The organism is Nesterenkonia xinjiangensis, from assembly GCF_013410745.1.
GTDB classification, from domain to species: Bacteria; Actinomycetota; Actinomycetes; order Actinomycetales; family Micrococcaceae; genus Nesterenkonia; species Nesterenkonia xinjiangensis.
In genome coordinates, this window is the sequence record NZ_JACCFY010000001.1 from 587,277 (window position 1) to 612,796 (window position 25,520).

At 69.0% G+C, this 25,520-nt stretch carries 25 protein-coding genes; 7 read left to right on the plus strand and 18 right to left on the minus strand.

Annotated features, from left to right (window positions below; translation table 11 throughout):
- Positions 1 to 45: 45 nt before the first annotated feature.
- Genes HNR09_RS02680 through HNR09_RS02690 form a run of 3 tightly spaced genes read right to left on the minus strand, consistent with a single transcriptional unit; the run spans position 46 to position 2,875 of the window.
- Positions 46 to 558 carry a cytidine deaminase gene (locus HNR09_RS02680; RefSeq protein ID WP_179540646.1) on the minus strand — a complete coding sequence of 171 codons (513 nt, stop codon included), beginning with the start codon at positions 556 to 558 and terminating at the stop codon, positions 46 to 48.
- A gap of 9 nt (positions 559 to 567) precedes the next feature.
- Positions 568 to 1,806 carry an amidohydrolase gene (locus HNR09_RS02685; protein ID WP_179540647.1) on the minus strand — a complete coding sequence of 413 codons (1,239 nt, stop codon included), beginning with the start codon at positions 1,804 to 1,806 and terminating at the stop codon, positions 568 to 570.
- The gene (locus tag HNR09_RS02690) at positions 1,796 to 2,875 is read right to left on the minus strand and encodes a mannose-1-phosphate guanylyltransferase (protein ID WP_343047577.1); all 1,080 of its coding nucleotides are present in this window, start codon (positions 2,873 to 2,875) and stop codon (positions 1,796 to 1,798) included. Before HNR09_RS02690 ends, HNR09_RS02685 begins: the two co-directional genes overlap by 11 nt.
- A 478-nt stretch (positions 2,876 to 3,353) precedes the next feature.
- On the opposite strand from HNR09_RS02690, the gene sdhC reads away from it, so the two are divergent.
- The 5 genes from sdhC (at position 3,354) to HNR09_RS02715 (ending at position 8,312) form a co-directional block, all read left to right on the plus strand.
- The gene (sdhC, locus tag HNR09_RS02695; protein ID WP_179540648.1) at positions 3,354 to 3,734 is read left to right on the plus strand and encodes a succinate dehydrogenase, cytochrome b556 subunit; all 381 of its coding nucleotides are present in this window, start codon (positions 3,354 to 3,356) and stop codon (positions 3,732 to 3,734) included.
- Between the two features lie 3 nt (positions 3,735 to 3,737).
- On the plus strand, positions 3,738 to 4,235 hold the full coding sequence (locus HNR09_RS02700) for a succinate dehydrogenase hydrophobic membrane anchor subunit (protein WP_179540649.1): 498 nt from the start codon (positions 3,738 to 3,740) through the stop codon (positions 4,233 to 4,235).
- A gap of 118 nt (positions 4,236 to 4,353) precedes the next feature.
- A complete protein-coding gene (gene sdhA, locus HNR09_RS02705; RefSeq protein ID WP_179540650.1) occupies positions 4,354 to 6,141 on the plus strand; it encodes a succinate dehydrogenase flavoprotein subunit in 1,788 nt (595 codons plus the stop codon).
- On the plus strand, positions 6,141 to 6,932 hold the full coding sequence (locus HNR09_RS02710; RefSeq protein WP_179540651.1) for a succinate dehydrogenase iron-sulfur subunit: 792 nt from the start codon (positions 6,141 to 6,143) through the stop codon (positions 6,930 to 6,932). Before sdhA ends, HNR09_RS02710 begins: the two co-directional genes overlap by 1 nt.
- 576 nt (positions 6,933 to 7,508) lie before the next feature.
- A complete protein-coding gene (locus HNR09_RS02715) occupies positions 7,509 to 8,312 on the plus strand; it encodes a hypothetical protein (protein WP_179540652.1) in 804 nt (267 codons plus the stop codon).
- A gap of 85 nt (positions 8,313 to 8,397) precedes the next feature.
- On the opposite strand, the gene HNR09_RS02720 is transcribed toward HNR09_RS02715, so the two are convergent.
- From HNR09_RS02720 to HNR09_RS02760, 9 genes are all read right to left on the minus strand, one after another.
- Positions 8,398 to 9,429 carry a YhjD/YihY/BrkB family envelope integrity protein gene (locus HNR09_RS02720; RefSeq protein WP_179540653.1) on the minus strand — a complete coding sequence of 344 codons (1,032 nt, stop codon included), beginning with the start codon at positions 9,427 to 9,429 and terminating at the stop codon, positions 8,398 to 8,400.
- A 90-nt stretch (positions 9,430 to 9,519) separates the two neighbouring features.
- Positions 9,520 to 10,563, minus strand: coding sequence for a tryptophan--tRNA ligase (gene trpS, locus HNR09_RS02725; RefSeq protein ID WP_246348695.1), 1,044 nt, complete (start codon positions 10,561 to 10,563; stop codon positions 9,520 to 9,522).
- A gap of 134 nt (positions 10,564 to 10,697) precedes the next feature.
- Positions 10,698 to 11,495, minus strand: coding sequence for an alpha/beta hydrolase (locus HNR09_RS02730; protein ID WP_179540655.1), 798 nt, complete (start codon positions 11,493 to 11,495; stop codon positions 10,698 to 10,700).
- Complete coding sequence (gene kynU / locus HNR09_RS02735; RefSeq protein WP_179540656.1) at positions 11,495 to 12,766, minus strand: kynureninase; 1,272 nt, start codon at positions 12,764 to 12,766, stop codon at positions 11,495 to 11,497. Before kynU ends, HNR09_RS02730 begins: the two co-directional genes overlap by 1 nt.
- A 10-nt stretch (positions 12,767 to 12,776) precedes the next feature.
- Entirely contained in the window at positions 12,777 to 13,643 is an 867-nt protein-coding gene (kynA, locus tag HNR09_RS02740) for a tryptophan 2,3-dioxygenase (protein WP_179540657.1), read from the minus strand.
- A gap of 78 nt (positions 13,644 to 13,721) precedes the next feature.
- Positions 13,722 to 14,003 carry an Lrp/AsnC family transcriptional regulator gene (locus HNR09_RS02745; protein WP_179540658.1) on the minus strand — a complete coding sequence of 94 codons (282 nt, stop codon included), beginning with the start codon at positions 14,001 to 14,003 and terminating at the stop codon, positions 13,722 to 13,724.
- A gap of 93 nt (positions 14,004 to 14,096) precedes the next feature.
- The gene (locus HNR09_RS02750; protein ID WP_179540659.1) at positions 14,097 to 14,984 is read right to left on the minus strand and encodes an exodeoxyribonuclease III; all 888 of its coding nucleotides are present in this window, start codon (positions 14,982 to 14,984) and stop codon (positions 14,097 to 14,099) included.
- Between the two features lie 62 nt (positions 14,985 to 15,046).
- On the minus strand, positions 15,047 to 15,619 hold the full coding sequence (locus tag HNR09_RS02755) for a hypothetical protein (RefSeq protein WP_179540660.1): 573 nt from the start codon (positions 15,617 to 15,619) through the stop codon (positions 15,047 to 15,049).
- Positions 15,620 to 15,662: 43 nt separating this feature from the next.
- The gene (locus tag HNR09_RS02760; protein WP_179540661.1) at positions 15,663 to 15,941 is read right to left on the minus strand and encodes a hypothetical protein; all 279 of its coding nucleotides are present in this window, start codon (positions 15,939 to 15,941) and stop codon (positions 15,663 to 15,665) included.
- 111 nt (positions 15,942 to 16,052) lie between these two features.
- On the opposite strand from HNR09_RS02760, the gene HNR09_RS02765 reads away from it, so the two are divergent.
- Positions 16,053 to 17,519 carry an MFS transporter gene (locus tag HNR09_RS02765; RefSeq protein WP_343047426.1) on the plus strand — a complete coding sequence of 489 codons (1,467 nt, stop codon included), beginning with the start codon at positions 16,053 to 16,055 and terminating at the stop codon, positions 17,517 to 17,519.
- Positions 17,520 to 17,530: 11 nt separating this feature from the next.
- Here the strand turns inward: HNR09_RS02765 and HNR09_RS02770 are convergent, their stop codons facing one another.
- From HNR09_RS02770 to HNR09_RS02795, 6 genes are all read right to left on the minus strand, one after another.
- Complete coding sequence (locus tag HNR09_RS02770; RefSeq protein WP_179540662.1) at positions 17,531 to 17,872, minus strand: hypothetical protein; 342 nt, start codon at positions 17,870 to 17,872, stop codon at positions 17,531 to 17,533.
- Positions 17,873 to 17,920: 48 nt separating this feature from the next.
- Positions 17,921 to 19,663, minus strand: a complete 1,743-nt coding sequence (locus HNR09_RS02775) for an amidase (protein ID WP_218882004.1) — start codon at positions 19,661 to 19,663, stop codon at positions 17,921 to 17,923.
- Entirely contained in the window at positions 19,663 to 20,745 is a 1,083-nt protein-coding gene (locus HNR09_RS02780) for an agmatine deiminase family protein (protein WP_179540664.1), read from the minus strand. The genes HNR09_RS02775 and HNR09_RS02780 overlap by 1 nt, the downstream gene beginning before the upstream one ends.
- 69 nt (positions 20,746 to 20,814) lie before the next feature.
- Entirely contained in the window at positions 20,815 to 22,353 is a 1,539-nt protein-coding gene (locus tag HNR09_RS02785) for an APC family permease (protein WP_179540665.1), read from the minus strand.
- Positions 22,354 to 22,367: 14 nt separating this feature from the next.
- On the minus strand, positions 22,368 to 23,183 hold the full coding sequence (locus HNR09_RS02790) for a universal stress protein (RefSeq protein ID WP_179540666.1): 816 nt from the start codon (positions 23,181 to 23,183) through the stop codon (positions 22,368 to 22,370).
- Positions 23,184 to 23,197: 14 nt separating this feature from the next.
- Positions 23,198 to 24,604: an FAD-dependent oxidoreductase gene (locus HNR09_RS02795; protein WP_179540667.1), complete on the minus strand. Its 1,407-nt coding sequence runs from the start codon at positions 24,602 to 24,604 to the stop codon at positions 23,198 to 23,200.
- A gap of 240 nt (positions 24,605 to 24,844) precedes the next feature.
- Between HNR09_RS02795 and HNR09_RS02800 the strand changes: the two genes are divergently transcribed.
- Positions 24,845 to 25,516, plus strand: coding sequence for a TetR/AcrR family transcriptional regulator (locus tag HNR09_RS02800; RefSeq protein WP_179540668.1), 672 nt, complete (start codon positions 24,845 to 24,847; stop codon positions 25,514 to 25,516).
- Positions 25,517 to 25,520: the final 4 nt, after the last annotated feature.

Consider the following 25,520-nt stretch of genomic DNA (forward strand, 5'->3'; position numbering starts at 1 on the left):
TCTCGGATCGACGGTGCAGGGAACGGAAGGTCGGCTCCGCGGCGTTCAGGCCTCGAGGTCTCGAGGGCCGAAGGCCTGCGGCAGCAGGTCCTGCAGGGTGGTGACACCCTCGGCGGTGCGGATGTACATGGTCTCGGCCGAGAACTCATGCAGCAGCTGACGGCACCGGCCGCACGGCGTGATGGGCTCACCGTCGCCGTTGACACACGTGAACGCCACGATGCGCCCACCACCGGTCATCTGCAGCTGACCGACCATCGTGCACTCCGCACAGAGGGTCAGCCCGTAGGAGGCGTTCTCCACATTGCAGCCGGAGACGATGCTGCCGGTCTCCAGCAGCGCCGCCGCCCCGACAGGGTACTTCGAGTACGGCACATAGGCCTTGGTCATGGCGATCCGGGCCTGGGTGTGCAGGACGTCCCAATCCACCCCCCCGCCGCCGGGGGCGAGCCGCAGGCTGCCGGTGAAGTCGAAGTCGTCCGGCTCCGCAGGGGGTCCGCCGACAGGACCTGAGGGTCCTGGGACGGAGCCCGAGCCGCTGGGGTGTTCAACGCTCATGGGGTCATCCTACGGGTGGTCGGGGACGCCGTCGTGGCGGTGGTCCTGCAGCGCACGCAGCGCGGCGGCCACCATGACCTTGGTGCCGGCCGCCAGCGCGCGCTCGTCAGGGGCATAGTCGCCGCGGTGCAGGTCGAAGTCCTCCCCGCCGGGGGTGCGGGTGCCGAGGCGGAACATGGCCCCGGGCCGTTCCTGCGTCATCCAGGCGAAGTCCTCCCCGCCCATGGACTGCGGTGCCAGCTCCACCGCGTCGGCGCCGAGCATGGCCCGTCCGCACTCCTCCAGCAGCATGGTCTCAGCCTCGGCGTTGTTCACCGGAGGCACTCCGCGGATGTGCTCCAAGGCGACGTCGACTCCGAAGGGCGCCGCGCACTGGGTGATGATCTCCTCCAGCAGCTCGCCGGCCCCGCGCCAGGCCTCCGCGTCCAGCACCCGCATGGTGCCGACCAGAGTGCCCGTGGAGGGGATGGCGTTGTGCGCGCTGCCGGCCTGGATCTGCCCCCACACCAGGGAGACCGCCGAGCGGACGTCCACCCGGCGGGAAAGCACGCTGGGGGCGGTGCTGGCGATGTGGGCGAGCGCCGAGACGACGTCCTCGGTCAGGTGCGGCCGCGAGGTGTGCCCGCCCCGTCCGGTCACCTCGATGCGCACCACGTCCGCCGCCGAGGTGATCGCGCCGATCCGGGTGCCGATGGTGCCGACGTCGATGCGCGGGTCCGAGTGCAGCGCGAAGACCCGAGGCACCGGCTCCAGCACGCCGCGGCGAATGACCTCCAGGGCGCCGCCGGGCATGGTCTCCTCGGCCGGCTGGAAGATCACCCGCACGGAGCCGCCGAGCCCGCCCGGGTTCTCGGTGTGCAGCCGCTGCAGGCTCAGCACCAGGCCGAGCATCACCGTGGTGTGGATGTCATGCCCGCAGGCGTGGGCGACGCCGGGGTTCCGTGAGGCGTACTCCAGGTCGGTGAGCTCGGTGACCGGCAGCGCGTCGATGTCTCCCCGGAAGCCGGCCACCAGCGGCCCGGCGCCGACGTCGACGAACAGCCCGGTGGTCTCCGGCAGCATCTGCGGCTCCAGACCCGCCTCGCGCAGCCAGGCGGCGAGCCGGGTCGTGGTCTCCACCTCCTGCCAGGACAGCTCCGGGCGGCTGTGGATCTCGCGGCGCATGGCGATCAGTCGCTGCTCGAGGTCCTCGACGACGTCGGCCGCGCCACGGCGCGTCGCCCCGAAGGGCGCCTGGCTAGAGGACATCGGAGTCTCCCTTCTCGCGCAGCGCCTCCACGGCCTGTTTGACGGACTGAGCGTGATCTGTGGTGGTGACCAGCAGCGCATCCTCGGTGTCGACCACTACGATGCCCTCCACCCCGATGAGCGCGACCACCCGTTGGGTGTCCGAGACGACGACCCCGCTGGACTGGTCGGAGTAGACCCGTGCCTTCTCCCCCAGCACGGTCATCTCGTCCTGCTCGTGGGCGGGGTTCAGCCGCGCGATCGCCGCGAAGTCGCCGACGTCGTCCCAGGTGAAGTCCCCGGGGATGACCGCCACATCGCCGGCGTCGGCGGCCGGCTCGGCCACCGCGTAGTCGATGGCGGTCTTCGGCAGGCCCGGCCAGACCCGCTGCATGACCTCGTCCTGGCGCTCGGTGCCCCAGGCCTCGGCGATCTCCACCAGGCCGGCGTGCAGCTGCGGCTCGGCGGCCTGCAGGTGCTGCAGCAGCAGTCCCACCGGGGCGACGAACATCCCGGCGTTCCAGAGGTAGTCCCCGTCGGCCACATACTGCCGGGCGCGCTCCTCTCCGGGCTTCTCCACGAACTCGGCGACCTGCCGGGCGCTGGGAGCGTGAGGGACCTCCAGCCGATCGCCCCGGCGGATGTAGCCGAAGGCCGTCGACGGGTGGGTCGGCGTGATGCCGATGGTGACGATCTTGCCGCTGACCGCGGTGGCGACCGCCTCCCGCACCGCCGCCTGGAAGACGTCCACCGGAGCGATGACCTGGTCCGCGGCGAAGGACCCCATGATGATGTCAGGGCTGCGCCGGTGCAGGATGGCCGCGGCCAGGCCGATCGCCGCCGCGGAGTCCTTCGGCGATGGCTCCAGCACCAGGTCGGCGTCGTCGACCTCGGGCAGCTGGGCGCGCACGGCGTCGCGATGCTGCTCCCCGGTGACGACGACGACCCGCTCCCCGGTCAGCGGGGCCAGCCGCTCGTAGGTGCCGCGGATCAGCGTGGTGCCCGAACCGGTGAGGTCATGCAGGAACTTCGGCGCGTTGGCGCGCGAGAGCGGCCACAGGCGCGTGCCCACGCCGCCGGCGGGGATCACGGTGTAGAAGCGTTCGAAGCTGAGGGGCTCTGCGGAGGATCCTGCCGCGGCGTCGACGTCAGCGCCGTGCGTGGCGGCGTCGGAGTCCCCGGCATGCCGGGGGCCCGCGGCCCCGGCCAGGTATGCGTCATGTGCGAAAGTCACGTCACCAGGGTAGACGCGTCAGCCGCAGAAGACCTGATCGGGTCCTGCGTACCGACCGAGGCCGTCGAGGAAAGTGGCTTTCCGCCTCCCGTTGAACCTGGCATGGATCAGGTCATGATTCCGCGGCCTCCCGGTGGAAGGTCTACGATGATCCGCGCAACATAGCGTCCAGGAATGCGCCACGGCCCGTGTCACAGGTGACGGTGGCTTACCCTGGTACGTAGATCGCACTCGCACCGGCGTCACAGATATCCGCTCCGCCAACTGCGATCAGATGCGCACCCAAGGAAGGGCGGGCGGAACGCCATGCGACGATGCAGGGAGGTTTACACACGTGACGCAAACCAAAGGCACCCTCTACAGGGGCCGAGAAGGCATGTGGTCCTGGGTCGGCCACAGGATCACCGGCGTCGGCATCTTCTTCTTCCTCCTGGTCCACGTGCTCGACACCTCACTCGTGCGCGTCTCCCCGGAGGCATACGATGCCGTCATCGGTGCCTATAAGAACCCCATCATGATCGTCGGAGAGATCGGCCTCGTCGGCGCGATCGTCTTCCACGCCTTCAACGGCCTGCGGATCATCCTGGTGGACTTCTGGAAGAAGGGCACCCGCTACCACAAGCAGATGCTCTGGGGCGTGCTCGCCCTCTGGCTCGTGACCATGGTCGCCTTCAGCGTCCGTCACCTGATGCTCTTCCTGGAAGGGTGGAACTGATCGATGACCACCACGAACTCTGAAGCAGTCCTTCCCGCGCAGGGCATCGAGGCTCCGCGCTCGGGACGCGTGGACCCCAAGTACCTGCGGAACAAGACCTCCTCGGGGAGTTTCGAGATGGCCGCCTGGGTCTTTATGCGCCTCTCCGGCATCGCCCTGGTGGTACTGATCTTCGTGCACCTCTGGGTGAACCTCATGGTGGGCGACGGCATCCACCAGGTCGACTTCGGCTTCGTCGCCGGCAAGTGGGCCAACCCGGTCTGGCAGTTCTGGGACCTGACGATGCTGTGGCTGGCGATGCTGCACGGCACCAACGGCATGCGCACCATCATCAACGACTACGCCGAGAAGGACTCGACGCGCCTGTGGCTGAAGTCGATCCTCTACATCGGCAGCGCCGTGATCATCATCCTGGGCACCCTGGTGATCTTCACCTTCGAGCCCTGCCTGCTGGACAGCACCACCGGCGAGCCGCTGCCGCGGGCCGTCTGCCCGAGCTGACCGACGTGCGCCCCTCCCCGTCGTGGCCCCCGGGCATCGCCGCCCGGGACGACGGCGGGGAGCGCGGGCCCGCCGGAGACGCTTCCACCACTTCGACCGAAGAGAGACACCCAAGCTGATGCAGGTTCACAAGTACGACGTCGTGATCGTCGGTGCGGGCGGCGCGGGCATGCGTGCCGCCATCGAATCGGGCCAGCGCGCCCACACCGCGGTGCTGACCAAGCTCTACCCCACCCGCTCCCACACCGGCGCCGCCCAGGGCGGCATGTGCGCCGCGCTGGCGAACGTCGAGGAGGACAACTGGGAGTGGCACACCTTCGACACGGTCAAGGGCGGTGACTACTTGGTCGACCAGGATGCTGCCGAGGTCATGGCCAAGGAGGCCATCGACGCGGTCCTCGACCTGGAGAAGATGGGCCTGCCCTTCAACCGCACCCCGGAGGGCAAGATCGACCAGCGCCGCTTCGGCGGCCACACCCGCGATCACGGCAAGGCCGCAGTGCGTCGCGCCTGCTACGCCGCGGACCGCACCGGCCACATGATCCTGCAGACGCTCTACCAGAACTGCGTCAAGCACAATGTGGAGTTCCACAACGAGTACTACGTGCTCGACCTCCTCACCGTGGAGGAGGAAGCCACCCGTGAGGACGGCACCCGGTACATGCAGAAGCGCGTAGCCGGCGTCGTCTCCTATGACCTTGCCAATGGTGAGATCCACATCTTCCAGGCCAAGTCCGTGGTCTTCGCCACCGGCGGCCTGGGCAAGATCTTCAAGACCACCTCCAATGCCCACACGCTGACCGGCGACGGCATGGCCATCGCCTACCGCGCCGGCATCCCGCTGGAGGACATGGAATTCGTGCAGTTCCACCCCACCGGCCTGGCCGGGCTGGGCATCCTGCTCTCCGAGGCGGCCCGCGGCGAGGGCGGCATCCTCCGCAACTCCGAGGGTGAGCGTTTCATGGAGCGCTACGCCCCCACCATCAAGGACCTCGCCCCGCGAGACATCGTGGCCCGATCCATGGCCAACGAGGTGCGCGAGGGCCGCGGCTGCGGCCCGAACAAGGACTACGTCCTGCTGGACCTGACGCACCTGGAACCGGAGCACATCGATGCGAAGCTCCCGGACATCACCGAGTTCGCCCGCACCTACCTGGGCGTGGAGCCCTACACCGAGCCGGTGCCGGTGTTCCCGACCTGCCACTACGCGATGGGCGGGGTGCCGACCACGGTGACCTCGGAGGTCCTCCAGGACAACACCACCACCGTCCCCGGCCTCTACGCCGCCGGTGAGGTCGCCTGCGTCTCCGTGCACGGCTCCAACCGACTCGGCACCAACTCCCTGCTTGACATCAACGTCTTCGGCAAGCGGGCCGGAATCGCGGCCGCCGAGTACGCCTCCGGTGCGGACTTCGTGGAGCTGCCGGAGAACCCGACCGCCCGCACCGAAGAGCTGCTGGCCACCGTGCGCAACGGCAACGGCGGCGAACGGGTGGCCGCGATCCGCGCGGAGCTCCAAGAGACCATGGACGCCAACATGCAGGTGTTTCGCTCCGAGGAGACCATCAAGGAGGCGCTCGGAGTCATCGCGAACCTGCGCGAGCGCTACAAGCAGGTGCAGATCCAGGACAAGGGCCGCCGCTTCAACCTCGACCTGCTCGAGGCCGTGGAGCTCGGCTTCCTCCTGGACATGGCCGAAGTCATGACAGTGGCCGCACTGCACCGGCAGGAATCCCGCGGCGGCCACTACCGCGAGGACTTCCCGGACCGCGACGACGCGAACTTCATGCTGCACTCGATGCTGTACCAGGACCCCGAGGCCGAGACCGAGGGCACCCAGGGCATCCGCTTCGACACCAAGCCGGTCGTCTTCACCCGCTACGAGCCGATGGAGCGTAAGTACTGATGAGCACCCCCACCCAAGACGTCGCCGAGCCAGCCTCGAAGGTTGACCTCGCCCAGAGCACCGGCGGAGGCGGGGAGATCCCCAGCTTCGAGATCACCCTGAAGGTGCGCCGCTACGACCCGGAGTTCTCCGACGAGGCCCGCTGGGACGAGTGGACCCTGACCATGTACGGCACCGACCGCGTGCTCGACGCCCTGCACAAGGTCAAGTGGGAGCACGACGGCTCGCTGACCTTCCGCCGGTCCTGCGCCCACGGCATCTGCGGCTCCGACGCCATGCGGATCAACGGCCGCAACCGACTGGCCTGCAAATCTCTGCTGAAGGACCTCGACACCTCCAAGCCGATCCTGGTGGAGCCGATCAAGGGCCTTCCGGTGGAGAAGGACCTGGTGGTGGACATGGAGCCCTTCTTCCAGTCCTACCGCGAGATCATGCCGTTCCTGGTCAACAACTCCCCCGCCCCGACGGCGGAGCGGCTGCAGTCCCCCGAGGACCGTGCGCGCTTCGACGACACCACCAAGTGCATCCTCTGCGCGGCCTGCACCTCCTCCTGCCCCGTGTTCTGGACCGACGGCCAGTACTTCGGCCCTGCGGCGATCGTGAATGCGCACCGCTTCATCTTCGACTCCCGCGACGACGCCGGCGACATGCGCCTGGAGGTCCTCAACGACAAGGAGGGAGTGTGGCGCTGCCGCACCACCTTCAACTGTTCGGACGCCTGTCCGCGCGGCATCGAGGTCACCAAAGCCATCCAGGAGGTCAAGACCGCCATCCTGACCCGGGCCATGTGACCTGCTGACCCGCACACGCTGAAAAGTACGCACAGAGGCCCGCCGCGTGATGCGGCGGGCCTTTGTGCGTCAGCAGACGGTGCGGCCAGTGCCCTTCCCCTGCGCAGATCGTCTCTTCGTTGCAGATCGTCTCCGGGTTCAGGGACGATCTGCAACGAAGAGACGATCTGCGGCGGCGGAGAATGGGCCTGTGGAGAACGTCTGCAGGGAGCAGGCGATATGGGGCAGAGTGCTGGTCATGCTCACACGTCATCACCCGCGCATCAGTCTTCACGTCGCCGGTCCGGATGCTGATGGTGGCCACACGCCGGTGTCCGGTTGAGCAGGCAGGTGGACGCAGGCCAGATGCTTCGGCTCCGGCGCGGAGTCTACGTCGCCGCTCGAGACTGGATGGAAGCACACCCTTGGGATCGTTCGGCGCTGGCGGTGGTTGCGACCGCTCTGGCTGATCCTCGCACCGTCTTCTGCCGCACCAGCGCACTTCTTCTCCAGGGCATCCCCCTTCTCACGCCGCCCCAGCGAGTCCACGTGCGGACGCTCCGAAGGAGCTCCGTCCGCCTCACACGCCAGACACCGATGACAGGCAGAACAGCGCCGGAGCGGCTCGTCAGGACCCTGGGGCTGCCTCCTGCGGCCGTGGCACGGCTCCGCGGCATCCCGACCCAACGGCATGAGCCGGTGATCCCACCCGAGCGGGTGAGAGACGACCTGCGGGAGCACTCGGCACAGAATCCCGCCTCCGCTGCCGAGACTCTGCTCCCTCGAGTTCATCTGCCCCGCACAGCCTCACCGCTGTGCGCTGGTCCAGAAGGCGGCTATCTGGTTGAGCCGCTGCCGCTGGCCACCGTGGACACGGTGACGCGTCTGCCGGCTCCCGACGCCGTCGTCGTATTGGATGCCGTGGTGGCCCGACTCATGACTGACGGACTCGCGGAGAGGGACGCCCGGGCCCAGCTGCTCACCTGGTGGGGCCACGTCCCTACGATTCGCCGTCGAAGCCTCCTGGCCCAGCGGCTGGATTTCGCCGATCCGCGTGCCGAATCTCCCGGAGAGTCACTCTCCCGGTGGCGGATCCATGAGCTCGGATTCGTCGCCCCGGAGCTGCAGACGACCGTCTCTTCCGACGCCGGGCGGGCTCGGTTGGACTTCGAGTGGCGAGAAGCCGGCGTCGCCGGGGAGTTCGACGGTCGGTTGAAGTACGGAGCAGACTCAGGCCTCTCGGGTGAGGAAGCGGCCGATGCCGTGTACGCCGAGAAGCTTCGTGAGGATGCGATCAGGCGGACCGGGCGCGTCGTCGTGCGCTGGGGCTGGGAGCAGCTCCAACAGCCTGACGAGCTGGCACGGAGACTCACTCGCGCCGGCGTCCCCCGACGCCGCTGACCCCGGATCGTCTCTTCTTTGCGGATCGTCCCTGAATATCCGGACGATCCGCAAAGAAGAGACGATCTGTGAAGGATTGGGCAGGTCAGCCCTTGTCCGCGCGGTCGGCGGCGACGACGGCGCCCCAGGCGGCCGCCAGCAGGTACACCAGGCTGAACAGGTAGAAGTAGAAGAAGAGCCCCAGGACCGTGGCGAAGGGCAGGAGCAGCTCGTTCGCGGTCGCATTCGAGATCAGCTGCGTGGAGAGCTGCCGCAGCAGCGAGGACCCGATGCCGGCGATGATCGCCGCCTGCCACAGAGCAGAGACGGGGATCACGATCCGCGAGGCCACACGCATCAGCAGGATCGCCACCAGCACGTCCAGGACGAATGAGACCCCGAGCGTGGTCAGCCGCGTCAGCGGACCGTCCATGACCTCCCAGCCCAGGAACCCCAACGTGGCGTCCAGGAACACCGTCGTGAGCAGGTTGGCCGCCGTGGTGGTGGCCAGCACCACTCCCAGGATCAGCATGATGAGGAAGTCCCGGGACTTCACCACCCAGATGTACTCGGCCATCAGCGGGCGGTCGAAGATGCTGCGGATCCCAGAGCGCAGACCGTGGATCCAGCTCAACGAAGCGACGATCGTCACGATCACCGAGACCACCAGTGCCGCGTTGAATCCGGCGGTGTCGAAAAGCCGCTCGGGACTGGCCAGCCCACCGTCGCCGGTGTCGATGACTCCGGGCACAGCCGTCTCCACGGCCTCCACGATGAAGGCCTGCATCTCCTCGTCCCCGCCGATGACCAGTCCCGCCACGGAGAACCCGGCCACCAGCATGGCGGCCACCGAGAAGAACATCATGTACGCCGCCCCGGCGGCCATGACGGTGCCGTAGTGGAAGAAGAACAGATTGATCGCGCGGATCAGCCGGAACCGCGCCCAGCGGGCCAGCGCCCACTCGAGCATGGCCATCCCCACTTTCACCCGGCCCTGACGCTCACGGCGGGCCCGGCCCAGCGCCACCCGGGCGCGCAGCTCCTCCTGCTTCAGCACCGCCGAGTCGATGGGGTCCGGGCGTGCACGGACCTCCGTGCTCTCGTCGATCCTCTCAATCCGGGCACGAGCCGACTGCACCAGTGCATTGTGACCGGAGCTCCGCGGGCGCAGCCGTGAGGGGTGCTGGTTCACTCGCGTCTCACCTCCGGGCTCACCATCAGGGGCGGGTCAGGCCCGGGTCGAGGGCAGGAAACCGACCTTCGCATAGACGTCGTCAAGAAGCGGAGAGGCGATCGCGCGGGCCTTCTCTGCGCCTCGGGCCAGCAGGGCGTCCAGCTCGGCCGGATCCTCCAGCAGCTCCAGTGCGCGGTCACGGATCGGACCGAACCTCGCCACCACGGCATCAGCCAGGTCCACCTTCAGATGCCCGTACATCTTTCCCTGATACTCCTCGACCAGCTCGTCGATGCTCTTCCCAGAGACTGCCGAGTAGATGCTCAGCAGGTTGGAGATGCCGGGCTTGGTCTCCCGGTCGAAACGGATCTCCGTCCCGGCGTCGGTGACGGCGGACTTGATCTTCTTGGCGAGCTTCTTGTCCGTATCCAGGATGTTCAGCCGACCGTTCGGCGAGGACGCTGACTTGCTCATCTTGGTGGTCGGGTCCTGCAGGTCATAGATCCGCGCCCCGACCTCGGGGATGAACGGCTCCGGGACGCGGAAGGTCTCCCCGAAGCGGTGGTTGAACCGCTGGGCGAGGTTGCGCGCGAGCTCCACATGCTGCTTCTGGTCGTCGCCCACCGGCACTCCGTCGGGCTGGTAGAGCAGGATGTCGGCGGCCATCAGCATCGGGTAGGTCAGCAGGCCCACCCCGGCGGAGTCTGCCCCCTGCTTGGCGGACTTGTCCTTGAACTGGGTCATCCGAGAGGCCTCACCCATCCCGGTGATGCAGGTCAGGATCCAGGACAGCTGAACATGCTCCGGCACATGGGACTGCACGAACAGGGTGGAACGCTCCACGTCGATGCCTCCGGCCAGAAACTGGGCGGCGGTGTTGCGCGTGCGGCTCCGCAGCTCGGCGGGCTCATGGGGCACGGTGATGCCGTGCAGGTCCGGGATAAAGAAGAACGCATCGTACTTCTCCTGCATCGTCACCCAGTTCAGCAGCGCGCCCACGTAGTTCCCCAAGTGCAGGGAATCCCCGGAGGGCTGCATGCCGGAGAGCACCCGGTGCTCATCTGAGATGCCCACCAGCTGCGCACTGTGCTCGACCATGTTCTCCCTCATCGCTCGCGCCGGATCAGCTCCGGCGTCGTCTCTTCTCCATGCCCCGTCAGGTTACCAGCGCGACGCCGGACTCCCCGGTCAGGGGCCCGGAACGGCGCCGATCGGTCCCCGCGGGTCCCCTCTCAGTCCAGCAGCGCATGCCGCACCCGGGGGAACCACTCGGACTGGGGATCGATGAGGTCGACGTGCCCGGCGCCCTCCAGTTCGGTCAGCGGCAGCGGGACGTCTCGGGAGAAGGCGACGTCGACCGTGGCGTCGGCGGTCCCGTGGAGGATCTGCACGTCGAGACCTGCCGGCAGCAGCCCGACCCGCGAGCGCGGATCCTCCCACCGGTAGGCCTCAGGGGAATCGGCCGGGTCGGCGCCCATGTAGTCCCGCACGGCTCCCTCGGCGAGCCCCAGCCGCGCCTCGCGGACCAGGTCGGTGATCGGCGCCAGCCCCCGGACACGCGCCCGCGGCAGTCCGGCCCCTCGGTGGCTTGCCCAGGCCAGCGCCAGGCATCCTCCGGCGGAGTGACCAGCGATCACGGGAGCCTCCTCCAGACCCGGGGGCAGGCCCCAGCCCGGCCAGTGGTCCACGCAGTGCGCGACGGCGGCCATGACGTCCTGCAGGGTGCGGGGATGTCCGCCGCCGCCTCCGGCACGTCGATACTCCACCAGCGCCACGGCGGCGCCCGCCTCGGCGAGCGCAGCGGCCAGCGGACGCGCGTGGACAAGGTTCGTCCGATCCCTGAAGTAGCCCCCATGGATCAGGACGACGGCGCGCTGAGCGGTCTCGGCCGGGCCGAAGAGCTCCAGGTGCTGCTCCGGGTGGTCTCCGTAGGCGACGCGTTCCCCTGGCCCGACAGGGCGTGCCAGCAGGGCCTCCAGCTGCTCCTGCTCACGCTCGGCGGCCGAAAGTGCGTGGGGCGGGTGCGTCATCAGCGTGCGTCTCGGACGTCGAGGAGGACCCGCCGGATGGTTTCCACTCCGAGCAGCACCTCGGTGAAGCTCGTCGACAACGGCGACAGGCCGAGGCGCAGACCGTGCGGAGGCCGGAAGTCGGGGATCACTCCCTGCTTCCAGAGCTGCGGCAGCACCGAGCCGAAGTCCTCATGGTCCACTGTGATGTGTGAGCCTCGGTGCGCCGGGTCCCGCGGCGAGGAGTAGCGGACCCCCTCGGGCAGGAGCAGCACGTCCACGAGCTCGGTGGCGAAGCCGGTCAGCGCCTCGGACTTCTGCCGGATCGCCGGCATGCCGGCCTTCTCGATGAGATCCAACATCGATTCCATGGCGATCATGCCCGTCACCGGCGGGGTCCCGCTGATGAAGCGGCGGATTCCCGGGTGGGGCTGATAGGCGGGCCCCATCGCGAACGGGTCGGCCGCACCCATCCAGCCCTGCACAGGCTGCTGCAGGCTCTCCTGATGCCGGTGGGCCACATACCCGAAGGCCGGGGCACCGGGGCCCGCGTTGAGGTACTTATAGGTGCATCCCACCGCCAGGTCCACCCCGCAGGTGTCCAGGGCGATCTCCACGGAGCCCACCGAGTGGCACAGGTCCCAGAGCACCAGCGCGCCGTGCCGGTGTGCCGCCGCGGTGATCCCCGGCAGGTCCGCAAGGTGTCCGGAGCGATACTCCACATGGCTGAGCACCACCAGGGCTGTGCGCTCCCCCAGCAGCGCCTCGACGTCGTCGAGTCCGACGCCGTCGACCGGGTCCGGCTGGATCCAGCGCAGGGTCATGCCGTGATCCCGGGCGATGCCCTCCAGGACGTAGCGGTCGGTGGGGAAGTTCCCGGCGTCGAGGATGATCTCGTCACGATCGGGCTGGGCGGTGAGTGCGGCCCGGATCAGCTTGTAGAGGATGACGGTTGTGGAGTCACCCACGAAGGTCTGGCCCGGTGCGGCTCCCAGGGTCAGCGCGGCGATGCGGTCGCCGAGACGCAGCGGCAGCTCGAACCAGGACTCGTCCCACCCGCGGATCAGCCGGGCGCCCCACTCGTCGACGGCGAAGCTGCCCAGCCGCTCGGCGGCGGCACGAGTCGGCCGGCCTAGGGAGTTGCCGTCCAGGTAGGAGCGCACCTCCGCGGGGAGCAGGAACTCCTCCCGGAGCGGGGCCAGCGGGTCCTGGGTGTCCAGGTCGGCGGCACGCTCCGTGAAGGCGCTGGTGTCCGAGAAGCTGGTGTCCGAGAAGCTGGTGCGAGGGGGCATCGTCATCTCCTCAGCGTCCGATCTCGGTACGGACTGCGAAGAGCTCGGGGAAGAAGGTCAGGTCCAGGGCTTTCTGCAGGAATCCGACCCCGCTGGAGCCTCCGGTGCCCTGCTTGGTCCCGATGATCCGCAGCACCGTGCGCATGTGCCGGTACCGCCAGAGCTGGAAGTTCTCCTCCAGGTCCACCAGCTCCTCGCAGCTCTCGTAGACCAGCCAGTGCTCCTCCGGGTTCTCATAGACTGCCCGGAACACCTCGACCAGTCCCTCATGTGAGGTGTGGGCCCGGCGCACGTCCCGCTCCAGCAGCTCCTGCGGGACCGGGTGCCCCTGCCGAGCCAGGTGACGGATGAACTCGTCATAGATGCTGGGCTGCTCGAGCAGCTCCGCCAGCTGCCGGTGGGACTCCGGCTCGGTCTCGAAGACTGTCAGCATGCGGGAGTTCTTGTTGCCCAGCAGGAACTCCACCGCCCGGTACTGCCAGGACTGGAATCCCGAGGAGCTGCCCAGGGAATCGCGGAACTCGGCGTACTCGCTGGGGGTCAGCGTGGCCAGTACCGACCATTGCTCAGTGAGGGTGCGCTGGATGTGCTTGACCCGGGCGATGCGCTTCAGGGCGGGCTGCAGCTGATCGGCGACGATGAGGTCCCGGGCGGCGAGGAGCTCGTGGACCACGAGCTTGAGCCACAGCTCGGTGGTCTGATGCTGGATGATGAACAGCAGCTCGTCATGGTGCTCGGGGTCGCTGACCGGCTCCTGCGCGGAGAGCAGCCTGTCCAGCTGCAGATAGGACCCGTAGGTCATCTTCTCCCGCAGATCCGTGTGGATCCCCTCTTCCAACGCGCGCTCGTTCTGCCGCGCCGTCGACGACTCTGTCATGACACCTCTCTGCTGCGCTCCTCCACCGGCGACGGCGGCCCTCGCCTCGCCGTCACGGACCCTGCGGTCGGCGTCGCCTCACTCGTCCAGCCCGAGGGCGAACCCCGCTTCGAGGTCCTGGTCCGAGTAGGTGCGGAAGGCCAGCAGCGTCTCGGTGTCCCGGATCCCCGCCACCTTCGAGATGCGGTCCGGGATCAGCTCGGCGAGCTCGTCGAAGCTGGGGCCCTGGACCATGGCGATCAGGTCCCAGGGGCCGGTCACCGAGTAGACCGCCTGGACGCCGTCGATGTCGGCGATCTGGTGGCCGGCCTCAGGGATGCCCTGCGGGTCGGTCTTGATCATCACGAAGGCTGTCACCATCGCCTGCTCCTCGTCCGTCTCTGTGCTGGTCCTCCGGGCGTGCCTTCCCGGCTCATCCTCGAGCCGGCCCCGGTCTGTGATCTGTCGGACAGCCTACGGGAGGCGATAGTCCACTACGAGGGGGGCGTGATCGGACCAGCGCAGCGAGTAGTCCAGCGCCCGGTCCACCGTGGCGTTGTGCGCCAGGGCTGCCAGGGCCGGTGTGGCCATCTGATAGTCGATGCGCCAGCCGGTGTCGTTGTCGAAGGCCTTCCCGCGGTAGGACCACCAGGTGTAGGGGCCCTCCACCGGCCCGGCCAGGCTGCGGGCGACGTCGACGTAGCCGCCCTCCTCACCGAAGTAGCCGTCGAAGAAGGCGCGCTCCTCCGGCAGGAAGCCGGAGTTCTTCACGTTGCCCTTCCAGTTCTTGATGTCCAGCTCGGTGTGGCCGACGTTGAGGTCACCGACGACGAGCACGTGGTCCCGGGTTCGGGCCAGCTCCGGCAGGTGGTGGCGCATGTACTCCAGGAACCGCATCTTGTGGTCCTGCTTGATCGAGCCGACCTCCCCGGAGTGGACGTAGACGCTGGCCACCGTCAGGGTGCTCCCGTCCCCGAGGGTGAAGTCGGCCTCCACCCAGCGACCCTGGTCCTCGAGGTGGGCCTCGCCGATTCCCGCACGGACCTCGGTGGGTGCGCTGCGGGAGACGATCGCGACCCCGGCCCGGCCCTTCGCGGCGGCCTCCTCATCGTGGATGTGCCAGTCCACGCCGGTGGATGCGGTCATCTCCGTGATGAGCTTGGTGAGGATCGCCTCATCGGCGCGGACCTCCTGCAGGGCGAGGACGTCGACGTCGCGCGCTGCCAGCCACTCCCCCATACCCTTGCGGTGGGCGGCCCGGATGCCGTTGACGTTCACCGAGGCCACACGGGTGACGCCGTCGGCCTTGGGGTCGACGACGCGGTGCGGGAATTCGCCGAAGGGGTTGGTCTCGTCTGCCACGGATGGTCCTCTCGTCGGTCTGTGGGGGCGCCCGGCCGGCGCCCGGGGCGAGCACGCGGCTGCTAGTCGACGACCTCGCCGCTGATCGGCCGGTCGTCGTCGGTGCGGCGGCGATCCTCCCCGCCGCGTCCGACATGGTCGGCGAGCATGTCCCGACCGTTGGCGGCGGTCATCTCGATGGTCTCCAGGGCACGGTCGACCATCTCCAGGTCGGCCTCCTCGCCCTTGGCCAGCTCTTGGACGATCACCCGGCGCTGGACCTGCACGATCTTGAACGAATGGTCCAGCTTCATGTTGCGGGAGTGCGCGTCCTCGTCCACGATCGCGGTGCCGCCGGCACCGGTGTGGCGTGCGGCGGCGTCCGCCCGGGCGGAGTCCAGGGTCTGGCCGACCTTCTGTGCGCCGCGGCGCACCGACATCACCAGGATGCCGGCCAGGATCAGCCAACCGGCGGAGATGGCGACGATGATCCAGCCGATGACGTCATTCTGGTTGGCGGCGAAGATCAGCGCCACCAGCAGCACCGTGATCATCACGGCGAAGGTGATGCCGGATGAGCGGCGCCCGAAGCTGCGGAGGGCGTCATCGGCGCGTCGCCCGGTGGCGCCGGATTCAAGGGGAGGCTGCGAACTCATGGTCCCGATTATCTCCGAGATCGGGCCAGGACCGCGAATCCCGTCAGCGTGGCGGTCGCAGCAGATGGTGGCTCCACCCGAAACGCGGCAGCGCGTGCGCCGGGTCGCGATGGAGCCCCTCGTCATCGACCGGTTCGGAGAGCTCGATCTCGGCGTGCTCTCGATGCTGGGAGTAGGTGTAGTGCTCCACGGTGAACGTGAACCCCTCCTCGCCGCGGATCAGGTGCTGGCCGGTGTACCCCTCGACGTCGTTGTCGTGATGCTGCTCCTCCTTGACCAGCATGCCGCCTGGAACCTTCAGGATCAGCGTGGCCGTCAGCATGGCCCTCACCCCTGTTCATCAGCACTGTGCCCTATACCACTGTGCGCGTGAGTGTAGGGTGCGGGCAGCCGGCGGGGGAAGATTTCGCGGGTCGGATCGGTTGGCCCCGATGTGACCAGCCCCACCCCGCATGACGACGACGGCGCCGCCGACTCCCCCGCGCCCCCGGCCCGCCGGGTGATGATCGCGCTGCTGACCCCGCTGTTCGCCGCGCTGATGAGCATCAGCATCGTCAATGTGGCGCTGCCGGCCATCGAGACCGGACTGGGCGCCGGCTCCTCCGATCTGCAGTGGGTGCTCTCCGGCTATGCGCTGGCCTTCGGCGTCGCCCTGGTGCCGGCGGGCCGCGCCGGCGACCTGTGGGGACGGCGGCGGTTCTTCCTCGTCGGAGTCGCGTTCTTCGGAGCCGCCTCGCTGCTCTGCGCCCTGGCCCCCACCCCGCTGGTGCTGAACCTCGCCCGCGTGCTGATGGGCATCGGCGCAGGCCTGCTGACCCCGCAGATCATCGGCATGATCCAGAGACTGTTCAGCGGGGCCGCTCGCGGGCGCGCCTACGGGCTGATGAGCACGGTCATCGGTGTGGCGGTCGCGGCGGGCCCCGCGATCGGCGGGCTGATCATCGACGTCGCCGGCGAGGACGTCGGCTGGCGGCTGACCTTCCTGATCAACGTGCCGCTGACGCTGCTGGCCTTCGTGCTGGCCGCGCTGTGGCTTCCCCGGCCCACCGAGGACGTCGGCCCGGCCGCCGCGCGCCGCGGGCTGGGCGCCCTGGACCCGTTGGGGGTGGTGCTGCTCTCCGGGGCGGTGGTGCTGATCATGCTGCCGTTCATCCAGTTCCGCTCAGCGGCCGGGGCCGCGATCGGCCTCGCCGGAGCGGCCCTGATGGGACTCTGGGTGCTGTGGGAGAGACGCCTCGGCCGCCGCTCGGCGGAGGCGCCCATGGTGGATCTCTCCCTGTTCACATGGCCGAGCTACACGCTGAACACCCTGGTGCTCTCCTTGTACTTCCTGGGGATGCCGGCGGTGTGGGCGATCGTGGCCGTCTATGTGCAGCAGGGGCTGGGCCACGGGGCGCTGATGGCCGGCCTGGTCACGCTGCCCTCGGCGGTGATGGTCATGCTGCTCTCCGCCCAGGTGGGGCGGCGGGTGGAGAGCAGCGGACCGGCGATGCTGCTGCTGGGCACGATCCTCTCAGTGGTCTCGATGCTCGGACTGGCCGGCGCCACGGCGCTGATCGGCACCGGGACGGGCGGGCTGTGGCTGATCGGGGTCGCGCTGGCGCTCAACGGGATCTCCCAGGCGCTGATCATCCCCAGCGCGCAGACGCTGTCCATGCAGGACGTCCCTCACCGGATGGCCGGTGCGGCCGGCGGCGTCGCGCAGACCTCCCAACGGCTTTTCACCGCCGTGGGCATCGCCGGGGTGACCGGCGCGTACTTCACCATCGCGGCCCTGGCCGACCATCACACCGCGATGCTGGTGGGCTCGCTGACCATCGCCGCGTGCATGCTGACCTCGGTGGTGGGCGCCGTGTTCGCCGCCCGTCGTGCCCGACGGGCGGCGATGACGTCATCATGACGTCATGAGGCTCAGCGCAGCCGGGTGACCTGCTGCAGATCCTTGTCCAGCACGTACTTCGGCCGGCCGGAGAAGATCCGAGCCCGCTCCTCGGACTCCTCCCACGCTTGCTCGGCCTTCGCGAACTCCTCAGACGTGCCGAAGCGGCTGACGAACCAGGTCAACTGCCTGCTGTCCGCGGAGAGCCACACGGATTCGACCGTGAATCCGCGCTCCTCACGGGCAGGGAAGACCTCGTCGCGCAGGAAGGCGACGAACTCCTGGGCCAGCTCGGGGTCCACGGCGTAGCGACGCATCCACGTCGTGCGCTGGGTCTCTTCAGCACCGACGGGGGTCTCGGGTAGCTCGGTCATCTCTCTCCTTCGTGACAGGGGCTGAGGAACTGCGCCTCACCACCCATCCTACGAAGCAGACAGCCGCGGCGTCCTGGGCGGCTCCGTGCGACGCCGACCGGTGGCCTCGAAGGCAGCGGCGATCTGCAGCAGCCTCACATCGTCGTACGCCCGTCCGGCGAAGGTCAGCCCGACCGGCATCCCGGTGTCCTCCATGGTGCCCATCGGCACCGTCACCGTGGGAATGCCCAGGTGCCGCCAGACGAGGTTCCCGTTCGCCACCCAGACGCCGTTGCGCCAGGCCAGCTCCGCCGACTCCGGATCGACGTCGGCGTCGGCGGGACCCACGTCGGCCACCGCAGGGAAGGCGATGACGTCGAGCCCGAGCCGGTCCATCCACTGCTCGAAGTCGACCTCCCGGGTGCGGACCAGCCCGTGCAGTCCTTCGGCGAGATGCGGGATGTCTTCCAGCCGCAGATCCGGGTTGTCCCGCATGAACTGCGGCGAGGCGGCGATGTCGTCGTCGAAACCGTGGTACCGGTCGGGCAGGGCGCCCTCGGGATGCGGGAAGATCTGGTCCCCATCGACGGCGGCCAGCCTGTCCAGCGCGGGATCACCGTTAGCCTGCAGGAAGTCGTCCCAGCCCCAGGCGGAGAGGTCGAAGATCTCGCGATCCAGATAGTCCTCCCCCACCAGCCCGCGGGTGCGGATGGTCGGAGCCCCGGGCCGGTCACCCTCATAGTTGGTGACCACCGGTAGATCGGTGATGCTCACCTGGCTGCCGTGACGCTCCAGGTCCTGGCGTGCCTGCTCCCACAGCCGCAGCACACTGGGCCGCGGCGAGATGGGTCGACCGGTGGAACCCCCGATGCCGGTCACCCCGTTCGGGCCCGGCTCGGCGGTCCCCGCGGAGCCGTCCAGGCCCAGGTACAGGGCCGGGGCGCCGATCCGCACGCCGTCGAGGACCTCGGCGGCGGCCGCGGCGTCGGCGGGTCCCAGCGCGGGGAAGCTCTCCGGCCGGAGCTGGGAGGCCTTCGGGATCTCCACCCAGGGCTGCACCCGCCAGAAGTCGCCGCGGGTCTGGACGTCGTCGACCACGACGGCGTCGAGGACCTCGAGCATGTCTTCCATGCTGCGGGTGTGCGGCACCACCACGTCCATGGTGGGCACCAGCGGCCAGTTTCCGCGGATGGAGATCATCCCCCAGGAGGGGGTGTAGGCGCACAGGGCGTTGCTCGAGGCCGGGGCCCGGCCCGAGGACCAGGTCTCCTCCGCCAGGCCGAACGCGCCGAAGCTCGCCGCCGTCGCCGTGCCGGAGCCGTTGGAGGAGCCGGAGCCGAAGGCCGAGGTGAGATAGTCACCGTTGTACGGGCTCTCGGCCCGTCCCCGCAGACCGCGCTGCATGCCGCCGTTGGCCATCGGGGGCATCGTGGTCAGCCCGATCAGCACCGCTCCGGCCGCACGCAGCCGCTCCACGGTGAAGGAGTCCTTCTGGGCCACCAGTTCTGCAAAGGCCGGAGAGCCCGCCGCCACCGTCAGTCCCGCGGCCTGGTAGCTCTCCTTGGCGGTGTACGGGATGCCCTCCAGCGGCCCCCGGGACTCGCCTCGGGCACGCCGCGCGTCAGACTCCCGGGCTTCGGCGAGCGCCTGCTCGTTGCGCACGGGCACGGCGTTGAGCCGCGGCCCCTGCTGGTCATAGGCTTCGATCCTCGCCAACGAGGCCTGCACGAGCTCCTCGCTGGTGGTCTCACCCCGCTCGAGAGCGGCCCGCATCTGCGGGATCGTCGCCTCCACGACGTCGAATCCTGCCATCATCGCTGATCCTCTTCCGTCATCCGTGCGGCCTGCCCGGCCTCGTCACCTCGGGGACGGGGCTGCTGCTGAGTGATGCAGTGGATCCCTCCGCCGAAGCAGAGGATGTCCCGGGCGTCGACCAGCTCGATGCGGCAGTCGGGGTAGGCCTGGGCGAGGATGGCGGCGGCCTGCTCGTCGTGGGCGTCGTCGTAGGCGCAGAGCACCACGAGCCCCTGGGCCACATAGTGGTTGATGTAGGTCCAGTCGACGAACTCGCCGTCCTCGTCGCGGACGGTGCGCGGGGCCGGCACGTCGATGATCTCGAAGGGCCGTCCCTCCGCGTCGACGGCCTCCTCCAGCACCTGCCGCATCTGCCGGGTGACCTCGTGGTCCGGGTGGGAGGGGTCGTCCTGCCGGTGCAGCAGCACGCTGCCCGAGGGGGTGAAGCAGGCGAACATGTCCACGTGTCCGCGGGTGCCGAACTCCTCATAGTCGCGGGTCAGTCCGCGGGGGAACCACACCGCATGCCGGGTGCCCAACCGAGCGTGGAGCTCGGCCTCGATTGCGGCACGGTCCAGGCCCGGGTTCCGGCCCGGATCGGTCTGGACCGTCTCGGTGAGCAGCACGTTCCCGCGGCCGTCGACGTGGAATGCCCCGCCCTCGTTGACCAGCGGGCTGCCGATGCGTTCGACGCCGGCGAGCCCGGCCATCTCGACGCCGACCTTCGCGTCGCGCTCGTGCGGCGCCCACGGCTGGTCTCCCCACCCGTTGAAGACCCAGTCGACCCCGGCGACGTTTCCCTCGGCGGTCTGGACGAACGTCAGTCCGATGTCTCGCATCCAGGCGTCGTCGAGACCGATGGTGACGATCTCGGCGACCTCGCCCAGGGCCTCCCGGGCGGCCTCGTGGTCAGCGGGGTCGGCCACCACGGTGACCGGCTCCACGGCGGCGATGGTCCGCGCGACCCGTGACCAGGCTGCCCGGGCACGCGCCAGAGACAGGGATCCGGCGGGGCCGAAGGTCTCGTTCTCCGGCGGGAAGGCCATCCAGGTGCGCTCATGCGGCGCCCACTCGGGGGGCATGAAGGTGCGGGTGTCCATGTCTCTCCTTGGGGTCTCTCCTCAGCCGGCCGTGCGTCGACGAGACGTCGTCACCCAGCCAGGCGGCTGTCAGTCGGTGGGGTGCTCGGTGGTCTCGAATCGGCGGCGGAAGAACTCTGGGCTGCGTCGGTGCTGCACGAGCATCGCGGCGACGCCGAGGACGAAGATCAGCACCCCGAGGATGAAGACCAGCCCCACTCCGCCGATCTGCGAACCGGAGCCGTAGGCCGGGTCCATCGAGTCCCAGGCGGTCTGGAAGAAGAAGATCAGCAGCAGGATCCCGCCCAGCAGCGGGGCCAGCAGCTTGTTGATGAAGGAGCCCAGCGAATCGGTGGCCTGGGCTCGGAAGTACCAGACGCAGGCCAGGGCGGTGACTCCGTAGTAGAAGCAGACCATCATGCCCAGGGTGGTGATGGTGTCCCAGAGGACGTTCTCCGAGACCACGCGCATCACCGCGTAGAACACCGAGGCGATGATCACCGAGACGATCGTCGCGTAGGCCGGGGTCTGGTGCTTGGGGCTGATCCGGGCGTACTTCGGGCTCAGCGCTCCGTAGTGGCCCATGGCGAGCATGGTCCGCGCCGGGGAGATCATCGTGGACTGCAGCGAGGAGGCGGAGGAGGAGAGCACCGCCAGGGAGATCAGGATCGCCAGAGGGCCCATGACCGGGCCGGCCAGGGCCGCGAAGACGTTCTCCTGGATGTCCGGGTTGCCCAGGCCGAGCTCCGTGGCGGAGACTCCGGCGAAGGACAGCGTCGCCAGGGTCACCAGCGTGTAGAGCCCGACGACGACCAGGATGGTCAGCAGGGCGGCCTTGCCCGGTGTGGTGGTCATCCCGCGGGACTCCTCGTTCATGGTCAGCACCACGTCCCAGCCCCAGTAGATGAACACTGAGAGCGCGATCCCTGCGGCGAAGGCGGAGAAGGACTCCACGCCGAAGGGGTTGAACCAGTCCCAGGAGAACTGGGTGGCGTCGAAGGCTGTGCCGGTGGCCACGTGCCGGAAGGCGGCGACCGAGAACCAGACGAGCACGATCACCTGGAAGGAGACCAGCACGTACTGGAAGGCCTTCGTGGCCTCCAGCCCTCGATAGGAGATGTAGGCGGCCACCGCCATGAATGCCAGGCAGGTGATGATGTTGATCGGCACGTTGCGGGTCAGGTCGGCGATCCAGTCCATGCCGGTGAGCTGACTGATCGCCAGATAGAAGAAGTCCACCGCGATCCCGGCCAGATTGGAGAGCACCAGGATGGTGGAGGCCAGCAGGCACCAGCTGCCCATCCAGCCGATCCAGGGCCCGAACGCCCGCGAGGCCCAGGTGAACGTGGTCCCCGAGTCCGGCATGGCCCGGTTCAGCTGCCGGTAGCCCAGCGCGACCAGCAGCATCGGGATGAACCCGACGATGAGCACGGCAGGCAGGTGCTCGCCGACCGCGGAGGCGGTGGGTCCCACCGCGCCGGAGAGCGTGTAGGCCGGGGCGATGGTGGAGACCCCGATGACGACGCCGCCCAGCACGCCGATCGCACCGGCGCTGAGCCCTTTCCTGTGGTCACCGCCCTGCGAGGCGTCGAGCCCGTCGGCGGGGGCGCTGCGTGAAGTCTGAGTCATGGCTGTCTCCTCGCTCAGCGGACGGAGTCCGCGAGGTTCCGGTGTTCGGGGGTGTCGTGGCGCGGCATGACGATCAACGGGATCGGCAGCTGCGTGAGGATCCGCGCGGCAGTGTCTCCGAGGAAGAGCCGACGGCGGCCGGCCAGCCTCGAGGAGCCGATCAGCAGCACTCCCCCGGCCGGCCAGTCGACGGCCGTGGCGTCGCCTGCATGGAAGGTCACCTGGCTGACGGGCACGTGAAGCTGCTCGGCCCAGGAGGCGGCGGCGTCGGTGACCTGATGGACGGCATGGTCGGCGGAGACCGCGGCGAACACATGGCTGACCGTGTCCTCACCCGTGTGCCCCACCGGGGCGAGGGCGAGCGGCACCGGGGAGGAGTGCAGCAGAGCGTTCACCGCCGGGTGGGTGGTGAGCCGCCGGGAGCCGACTCCGGAACCGGTGACGAGCAGGTCGGCGTCGAACTCCTCGGCGGCCGCGATGAGTCCCTCCGCCACCGAGGCCGCGCGGCTGATCCTGCTGCTGAGCTCCACGTCGGCCGGGATCATGTCCTCAGCCTCGGCCAGCCAGCCGCGCCCCTGCTCGGCAATGATGTCCTCGACGTCGCCCACCGGCGGGTATGCCGGGGTGAAGGAGGCGTCCTGGCGAACCACCAGCTGGATGCGCAGCGCCGCGTCGGAGGCTTGGGCGAGCTGGACGCCCAGACGCAGGGCGTCGCGGCTGCGGTCGTCGCCGCCGAATCCGACGAGGATCCGGCGCAGGGCCGAGGGCTGGTCCGAGGAGACGACGGCGGCGTCGCCGGCGGTCTGAACCTCTGGGGTCTTCGAACTCATCGCGTGCTCCTCTCTCAGGCCTGGATCGCCGGGGCCGGCAGCGCGGCGAGCACGTCCTGCGCCGCGCGGCGACCCTGCCGCAGGGCACCGTCGACGTGCTGGTAGCCCTCGGCCGCCAGATCCGAGCAGGCCCAGTGGAGCGGGCCGACGGCGTCACGCTGGTGGGCGCCGTAGCGGCTCAGGCCGCCGAGGTCGAAGCTGGCCGCGTAGGCCCCGCGGGTCCACTCTTCGGAGCCGAAGTCGGACTCGTAGTAGACCACCGGCTCCAGGGCCTCATCACCGAGGTAGTGGGCCAGCGACTGCAGGATTCGCCGGCGGCGCTGCTCCTCCGGGAGGGCGAACATCTCGTCGGCCTTCTCATCGGAGACGAAGGCGACCAGGGTGCCGCGCGGGTCCTCGTGGTTGGTGTTGTCGTAGACCTCCTGGCAGACCTCCGCGGCGCCGAAGCCGGTGCCGGAGAGTCCCGCCTCCCGCCAGAACGGACGGTCATAGACCGCATGCACCTTGATGACCAGGCCCATGGACTGGTGCTGGTGCATCTGGTGCTGCAACCGCGGCAGGGCCGGCTCGAAGCTGATCCGGGAGTAGAGGTTCGGAGGAACGGCGACGATCACCTGGCGGGCGCGGACGGTGACCCGGTCCGACCAGACGGTGGCGCCGTGCGGCTCGTCCCAGGCGATGGTGCGCACCGGGCTCTCCAGGTGGACGGTCCCTGGCTCGAGCTGATCGGCCATGGCCTGGGAGACGCCCTGCATGCCCCCGACCACGCGGCGGTCCAGGATGAAATCCTCGTCGACCAGGTTGCTGAAGGACCCCGCCGAGGCGGCCATGAGCACCGCCTGAAGGGTGGAGAAGGCGTGATCCGGCTTGGTGAGCATGCCTCCGGCCAGGAAGATGGCGATGTTCTCGCGGGCGGCCGCATCCTGGGTCTGTCCGCGCAGCCATTCGGCGAAGGTGACGGTGTCGAGCTCGCGGGCCTTCGGGTGCGCCCAGGGCTCGTGCGCGCCGATCTCGTCGACGAGCTGGTCGAGGATGCCGATGACCCGGGTCATCTCGGCAACGGTGTGCTCACCGGCGGGGAACATGTCCCCGTTGAACTCGTGCCGGGTGCCGTCCGGGGCCAGGTAGACGTTGGCGCCGTCGCGGTGCCGAGGGAAGGTCTGCAGACCCAGCTCCTCGAGCAGCCCGAGCAGCTCGCTCTGGTCTGGGGAGACCCACTGGCCACCGATCTCGAGGAACGCGCCGTCGATCTCCTGGGACCAGGTGCGGCCGCCGACGCGGTCACGGGCTTCGAGGACGGCCACACTGCGGCCCTCCTGCTGCAGACGACGGGCCGCGCTGAGGCCGGCCGGGCCGGCCCCCACCACGACGACGTCACGGTCGAGGACCTCGTTGCTTCCCACCGAACGGATGCCTGTCACTGTGCTCTCCTTCACATCTAAATGAACTACATTCATTAACGGTCATGGAGCTGGGATTGTCAACCCCTGCTGAGGATCACCGGCTCCTCAATTCATCGAGAGGATCCCCCTCAGGCCGGGCCCTAGACTGGGATCGTCCTGTCGCCCTCGGCGAGGATCGCCGAGGACACGGGCTGATCAGCACCGACTCCGACAGCCGCCCCTCACGCACGCACCCGCCATCGACCCGAAGGACCTTCGTTGACTCCGGATCACCCCACACCTCGACGCCGAGGCAGACCGTCATCGCCGGTCCTCTCCCGCGAGGGAATCACCGCGGCCGCCATCCGGATCGTCAGCACGCGCGGCTACGACCATCTGACGATGGCCTCACTGGCCCGGGAGCTCGGGGTCGCCGCCTCTGCGTTGTACAACCACGTCTCCTCGAAGCAGGACGTGCTCGTGCTGCTCCAGGACCGGCTCAACGAGCAGATCGACACCAGCGGATTCAGCACCCTCCCCTGGGAGGAGGCGCTGCGGCGCTGGGCCCTGTCCTACCGGGACTGCTACATCCGGCACACGGAGCTGATCCCGATCATGGCCGTTCTTCCCGTGGCTGACGCACCCCAGACGCTGCGCATGTACGAACGCGTCACGGCCGCCCTGGAGAACGCGGGGATCCCCGGGCCGGAAGCCGTGGACATGATCGTCGGCGTGGAGGCGCTGGTGTTCGGCGCCGCCTATGACGCCTCTGCTCCGGCGGACATCTTCAATCCGGGGCGTCGCGCCGACCTCGCGCCCCGCTTCAGCGAGGCCGCAGCGGGACGCGGCCAGGATGCGCGGGCCGCGGCGGACCGCGCGTTCAGCCTGACCCTCGATGCCCTGATCGACGGACTGCGCCGTCACGTGGCCGCCCAGCCCGCAGCAGACTGAGCCT

Bases quoted from the DNA above. Each gene is read 5' to 3' on its own strand.
- HNR09_RS02680 (WP_179540646.1), bottom strand. From the start codon at position 558: ATGAGCGTTGAACACCCCAGCGGCTCGGGCTCCGTCCCAGGACCCTCA.
- HNR09_RS02685 (WP_179540647.1), bottom strand. From the start codon at position 1,806: ATGTCCTCTAGCCAGGCGCCCTTCGGGGCGACGCGCCGTGGCGCGGCC.
- HNR09_RS02700 (WP_179540649.1), top strand. From the start codon at position 3,738: ATGACCACCACGAACTCTGAAGCAGTCCTTCCCGCGCAGGGCATCGAG.
- sdhA (WP_179540650.1), top strand. From the start codon at position 4,354: ATGCAGGTTCACAAGTACGACGTCGTGATCGTCGGTGCGGGCGGCGCG.
- HNR09_RS02710 (WP_179540651.1), top strand. From the start codon at position 6,141: ATGAGCACCCCCACCCAAGACGTCGCCGAGCCAGCCTCGAAGGTTGAC.
- HNR09_RS02715 (WP_179540652.1), top strand. From the start codon at position 7,509: ATGACAGGCAGAACAGCGCCGGAGCGGCTCGTCAGGACCCTGGGGCTG.
- trpS (WP_246348695.1), bottom strand. From the start codon at position 10,563: ATGGTCGAGCACAGTGCGCAGCTGGTGGGCATCTCAGATGAGCACCGG.
- HNR09_RS02730 (WP_179540655.1), bottom strand. From the start codon at position 11,495: ATGACGCACCCGCCCCACGCACTTTCGGCCGCCGAGCGTGAGCAGGAG.
- kynU (WP_179540656.1), bottom strand. From the start codon at position 12,766: ATGCCCCCTCGCACCAGCTTCTCGGACACCAGCTTCTCGGACACCAGC.
- kynA (WP_179540657.1), bottom strand. From the start codon at position 13,643: ATGACAGAGTCGTCGACGGCGCGGCAGAACGAGCGCGCGTTGGAAGAG.
- HNR09_RS02745 (WP_179540658.1), bottom strand. From the start codon at position 14,003: ATGGTGACAGCCTTCGTGATGATCAAGACCGACCCGCAGGGCATCCCT.
- HNR09_RS02755 (WP_179540660.1), bottom strand. From the start codon at position 15,619: ATGAGTTCGCAGCCTCCCCTTGAATCCGGCGCCACCGGGCGACGCGCC.
- HNR09_RS02760 (WP_179540661.1), bottom strand. From the start codon at position 15,941: ATGCTGACGGCCACGCTGATCCTGAAGGTTCCAGGCGGCATGCTGGTC.
- HNR09_RS02770 (WP_179540662.1), bottom strand. From the start codon at position 17,872: ATGACCGAGCTACCCGAGACCCCCGTCGGTGCTGAAGAGACCCAGCGC.
- HNR09_RS02775 (WP_218882004.1), bottom strand. From the start codon at position 19,663: ATGGCAGGATTCGACGTCGTGGAGGCGACGATCCCGCAGATGCGGGCC.
- HNR09_RS02780 (WP_179540664.1), bottom strand. From the start codon at position 20,745: ATGGACACCCGCACCTTCATGCCCCCCGAGTGGGCGCCGCATGAGCGC.
- HNR09_RS02785 (WP_179540665.1), bottom strand. From the start codon at position 22,353: ATGACTCAGACTTCACGCAGCGCCCCCGCCGACGGGCTCGACGCCTCG.
- HNR09_RS02790 (WP_179540666.1), bottom strand. From the start codon at position 23,183: ATGAGTTCGAAGACCCCAGAGGTTCAGACCGCCGGCGACGCCGCCGTC.